General features: G+C 45.1%; 5 protein-coding genes. 2 read left to right on the top strand and 3 right to left on the bottom strand.

Annotation, left to right across the window (positions count from 1 at the left end):
* Window positions 1-363: 363 nt before the first annotated feature.
* Window positions 364-666: a YgaP family membrane protein gene (locus tag ACWVCM_RS14340; RefSeq protein WP_455202445.1), complete on the top strand. Its 303-nt coding sequence runs from the start codon at window positions 364-366 to the stop codon at window positions 664-666.
* Window positions 667-801: 135 nt separating this feature from the next.
* Here the strand turns inward: ACWVCM_RS14340 and ACWVCM_RS14335 are convergent, their stop codons facing one another.
* Window positions 802-1053, bottom strand: coding sequence for a hypothetical protein (locus ACWVCM_RS14335; RefSeq protein WP_455202444.1), 252 nt, complete (start codon window positions 1051-1053; stop codon window positions 802-804).
* Between the two features lie 249 nt (window positions 1054-1302).
* Between ACWVCM_RS14335 and ppc the strand changes: the two genes are divergently transcribed.
* On the top strand, window positions 1303-4104 hold the full coding sequence (gene ppc, locus ACWVCM_RS14330; protein ID WP_455202443.1) for a phosphoenolpyruvate carboxylase: 2802 nt from the start codon (window positions 1303-1305) through the stop codon (window positions 4102-4104).
* A 44-nt stretch (window positions 4105-4148) separates the two neighbouring features.
* Here ppc and panC read toward each other — a convergent pair whose 3' ends face one another.
* Entirely contained in the window at window positions 4149-5015 is an 867-nt protein-coding gene (gene panC / locus ACWVCM_RS14325; RefSeq protein WP_455202442.1) for a pantoate--beta-alanine ligase, read from the bottom strand.
* 44 nt (window positions 5016-5059) lie between these two features.
* The coding region (gene panB / locus ACWVCM_RS14320; RefSeq protein WP_455202441.1) for a 3-methyl-2-oxobutanoate hydroxymethyltransferase at window positions 5060-5741 on the bottom strand (682 nt) is incomplete at its 5' end.

Raw genomic sequence — 5741 nt, 5'->3', positions numbered from 1 at the left:
TTTTGCCAACCCATAAAGTCATAAACTACATTTCTGCGAAGTTAAATATTTTTCTGAAAATAGCCCTATACTTTTTTATAAGTAGCCTAAACTAAAAGATAAGATGGATGAATAAATGTATTAACCCAAGTATTTATACGTATGTCCCTGGTTGCAATTGAGGCGCTTTTCTTTAACTATGCAGTAATAGGCGTAATCTTCTAATACTAACAACTTCCTGAAAACGCAACACAATAGTTACTTCTGCAGAAAAGATGGTTATGGAGCGTTACTTATATACAGCGTTAACCACAAATATAATACGTGTTACCTCAGCAGCGAGTTTTCATACGTTGGATGCTATAACAAGCAGGAGATTTAACCATGGTTGATTTTATTGATAAATCTTTGCAGACCAAGAATCCTTTACAAAACATCAGTGCGATTGATCGCACCGCAAGAATCATTATTGGCATGGCGTTAATCAGCGTATGGTTCGTGATTGATGTCACAACCGTTAATATGTGGTTGGTATTACTGCCGTTGATTGGGATAGTGCCGCTGCTTTCGGGGATAATTGGCTGGTGCCCGATACATGCGATGTTCAATACCAAGTCCTGTGGCACAGACAGTCACAATACTTGTGGAACCTTGCCATATCAACTAACCAAGTTGTTTCACAAGTAACTTTATTGAACAAGTAAAACAGCAAGATAACATTCTGCTAGCGCTGGACCGGCATTTCACCATGCCGCAAGAATAACTGTAAGTGTATTCCGCCCACCGGCGACGCTTTACTTAGTGAAGTGTCGCCTCCTTAATCTACTGTTCATTACTTAAACTACCCTGTTTCAGCTTCAGTACTGCCACGCGTCCCAGTTTGACGATAAAAAGTAGGGGAAAAATGCCGTGAAGTAACAAATCAAAAATGTCGATGGGTCGCACCAGCGTGCCGTTTAGCAACATTAGCAGTTTTTCGACGAGATGGGGTTGTGAACCAAAGGGCGCAATGCCCAGTCCCAGTGCCAGGACCAGTAAAATCCATATGGAAGTTCGGTCTAATAAATTCAGCATTACTTTTTCCTAAGTTATTGAAATCTCAAAATATTGCAATTCTAATTCGATCTACAACAAAGCAAAAGCCTTTCGCAGCCTCTGATTTTTCTTATATATCATAGGGTTACTAAAATTGTGTAGAAATTAAGTAAAAACTTACCGTCTAACAAGGTATAATCCCTCGCTCTTTTGTGCCTGTATAACACAAATATTAATGGCACCATTCTGCAATAAAGCATTCATAGCGTTGGTAAGGAATTAATTTGCATGGTAAATGAGTCTCAAGACAAATCGCTACGCTCACTGGTAAAAGTATTGGGGAAACTACTTGGGGACGTATTACGTACTCAAGAAGGCGAAGACGTATTTCACGCGGTGGAAACTCTCAGGCAAGGATACGTTGCGCTGCGCAAGGAAGAAGATCTTGAACAACAAAACGAGCTCAACAAGATCATTGAAAGCCTGGGACCAGAAAAGCTGACTCACGTCGTACGAGCATTTAGCAACTATTTCAGCCTGATTAATATCGCAGAAGAAACTCATCAACATTACCTGCGTCACCAGAGCGGCATGCACGAAGGTCCGAATTGGGTCGGCTCCTTTGAAGTCACCTTAAGGGAATTAAAAAAGGCCGGTGTCAGCATTGACCAGTTACAGGCCCTGTTAGATGAACTGCACTATCACCCGGTAATCACTGCGCACCCTACGGAATCTAAACGACGCACTATTCGTGATCTGCTACGTCGCATTACCTCAGTCAACAAACGCTTAAACGAAAATAATCTAACCAAAGACGAATATGATGACTGCATTCAACAGTTTCAAAATTTAATTCAAATTTTATGGAAAACCGACGAGGTACGTGCCACGCGGCCTAAAGTTCGTGATGAAATCGTCTATGGACTCACTTATTTTCGTGAATGTTTATTTGAAGCCGTCCCGCAGACTTATCGCCAATTTGAAAAAGCGGTGGCCAGGATATACGGTGAAGACGCTCAACAGATAAAAGTGCCCAGCTTCCTCAATTTCGGTTCCTGGATCGGTGGTGACCGGGATGGTAATCCTAATGTCAAACCCGAAATCACTGTAATGGCATTGCAGTTACAGTCGCGTGCGGTGCTTTCTGAATATATTGAACGTGTACAGTTTTTAACGAGTACGCTCACCCACTCTATCAAGCTGTGCACCCCCAGCGAAGATTTGTTATATAGCCTGGCACACTCACAACCGTATTGCGCCAATGCTTTTTCCGACAAACCCAATCGCTTCGCCAACGAACCCTATCGTCGTAAACTTGCCATCATTAACTACAGGTTGAAACAGAACCTGGCCTATATAAACCATTGCCTGGACGGACAGGAGATAAGCGATCAATCCATCCAGGAGCACCGATTTCAGACAGAAACTGAATTTCTCAATGACTTATATCAGATCCGCGATTCGCTGATCGACCATGGTGATCGCGCAATTGCCAATGAAGATTTACAGGATTTAATCCGCCTGGTAGAAACATTTGGCTTCTACCTGCTCCATCTCGATGTTCGCCAGGAGTCCACGCGACATACGGAAGCGGTTGCGGAAATCCTTAAGCAATATGCGATTGATTATAACGACCTGGAAGAATCTGAACGCCTGAAGGCCTTATCGCAGATTATTTCCGAACCACCCCCCGAAAATCTGGCCATTGATGAATTCAGCAGCGACACCTCGGAAACGCTCTCGGTTTTTAGAGTCATCGCAGACATGCGTCATGAGCTAAGCGAAAAAGCGATTGGTAACTATGTGATTTCAATGACCCATGAAGCCAGTCATGTGATGGAAGTTATGATGCTGGCACATCATGTTGGACTCGCCGGCAAATCCGGAGACGACTGGTTTTGTCATATATGTATTTCACCGCTCTTTGAAACCATCGAAGACCTTGAACACATTGAGCCAGTATTAACAAAATTACTGGATGACCCAACCTATGCGGCCTTACTGAATGCATCAGGTAACCTGCAGGAAGTTATGCTGGGTTATTCTGATTCCTGCAAGGACGGTGGAATACTGGCATCAGCCTGGAACCTCTATGAAGCACAGGTAAAAGTTACGGAATTAATGCGATCACGTGGTATTGCCAGTCGATTGTTTCACGGTCGTGGCGGCACAATTGGTCGCGGTGGCGGCCCAACTCACGAATCTATCCTGTCACAACCGGAAGGTACTGTGCATGGACAAATCAAATTCACCGAGCAAGGCGAGGTGCTTTCTTTTAAATATACCAACGTAAACACAGCGACCTATGAGTTAACCATGGGTGTCACAGGCCTGTTGAAAGCAAGCAGCAGCCTTGTTACAGCTTCTCAACCGGACCGCAAGGACTACCTCGGAATTATGGATGAATTTGCCGAGGTGGGAGAAAAAGCCTACCGGGATTTAACGGATAATACTGAAGGATTCCTGGACTATTTTTACGAAGCAACGCCTCTCAACGAAATCGGTATGATGAATATTGGATCCCGGCCGTCGCATCGCAAAAAATCCGACCGCTCCAAATCCTCAGTACGTGCAATTGCCTGGGTATTCGGTTGGGCGCAATCACGCCATACATTGCCCGCATGGTACGGTATCGGTAGCGCATTGGAACAGTATCGCAATAACGATCCCACACGCCTGGCAAAACTGCAGCAAATGTACGAGGAATGGCCTTTCTTCCGCGCTATGCTCAGCAATACACAAATGGCATTATTTAAAGCAGAACTGGACATCGCACGTGCGTATTCCAGTCTTTGTGAGGATAAAGCCCTGGGCGAAAGAATCTATCAAATGATTCGTGAGGAGTACGAACGTACTATCACACAGGTTTTAAATGTCGCGGGGCAACAAACTTTGCTGGAAGATAACATAACGTTAGCACTATCGCTCACCCGGCGTGACCCGTACCTGGATCCGTTAAACTACATTCAAGTGGTACTTCTAAAACGCTATCGTGATGAGACAATCAGTGAAGAAGAAAAACTCTCCTGGCTAAACCCATTGCTGCGCACTATCAACGGAATCGCTGCAGGCATGCGCAATACAGGCTAGTTTGAATTATAAAAACAACCGATTGGCACATCTTCAACCGGTATTTACTTTATTTCCAAATTATCTATCAGCCTGGCTTTACCCAGCCAGGCAGCGCCCAAAACCCGCATAGTTCTGCGTTCAACAGTTACTTCTGATAAATCATCTGCATAACAGACTTTAATATACTCAGGCTGAAAGCCATGAGATATCAAATTCTGCATTGCCTGTTGTTCAATAAGATGAATATCGCCAGGCGTAAAACCAGCTTTACCAGTGATTTCCTTTACCTGCTCCACCACCGAGGCAAGTGTTGAATGTAGCAGCGCAGCGACTCCCAGCTCTTTTTCCGACAAGTATTGGTTACGGGAACTCATCGCCAAACCACTGGATTCTCGCTCCGTTTCTACGCCCACAATCCTGATCGGAAAACATAAATCCTTCACCATGCGCCGAATTATCACCAGTTGCTGATAATCTTTTACGCCAAATACCGCCACGTCTGGCTGCACCAAGTTAAATAGCTTAGCCACTACCGTTGTGACCCCTTCAAAATGTCCAGGCCGAAACTTTCCACACAAAATATCTGACAAACCTGGCACTGTGACTTTGGTCGTTGCTTCCATCCCTCCCGGATAGATAGAATTTACATCCGGACAAAACACCACATCCACACCAAGACTCTCCAGCTTTTCAGTATCCTGCTGCAGCGTCCGCGGATAAGCTTCGAAGTCTGTACCCGGCGCAAACTGTAAAGGATTCACGAATATAGTAACCACAAGCTTGTTGGCTTCTCGTTGCGCGGCTTCTACCAAGCGTAAATGACCGGCATGCAAGTTACCCATCGTCGGCACCAAAGCAATAGACTGACCTTGCCGTCGCCAGGCCCGCAATTGTTCGCCCATTTCTTGTGAGGATGTGATTACTAACATAATAGATAGACAGATTGTAACAGAGGGATAGCTAACAGGGCAGTTCAAGAAGTGAAGCTGTGTTGTTCCGATGGATATGAACCCGATTTTACTGCTTTAACGTAAGCTTCCACTGCCGCGCTGATACTTCCGGTATCCTTGAAAAAATCCTGTACAAAGCGTGGACGCTTACCTGGTGTAAGACCTAACATATCCTGCAATACCAATACCTGGCCATCGCAATGCGGGCCAGCACCGATTCCGATAACTGGAATCGTTAACAACTCAGCAACCTGCTTTGCAAGTTCCATCGGTACACATTCCAGCAACATGACATCACAGCCTGCTGCTTCGAGCGCCTGCGCGTCTTCCATGATAGTCCTGGCAGACTGTTCATCTTTTCCCTGAACCTTATAACCACCCATTTTGTTGACCGATTGCGGCAGTAAACCCAAATGACCACAGACTGGAATTCCGAATGAGGTAAGCTTACGTACTATATCAACAAAAGCTGCGCCACCTTCCAGCTTGACGATATGCGCTCCACCCTCCTTTAGTAAACGACCCGCATTGTCAATCGCTTGTGCTTCATCGGGATAACTCATAAAAGGCATGTCCGCCATGATCAATGCATTTGTTGAACCGCGGCTTACAGTTTGGGTATGGTAAATGATATTGTCTACAGTAACCGGTAACGTTGACCCGTGTCCCTGAATAACCATGCCCAGGGAATCCCCCACCAGCAAC

The organism is Kaarinaea lacus (assembly GCF_975902315.1).
Note: the sequence above shows the minus strand (reverse complement) of the source record. Positions and strands in the feature narration are given on the sequence as shown.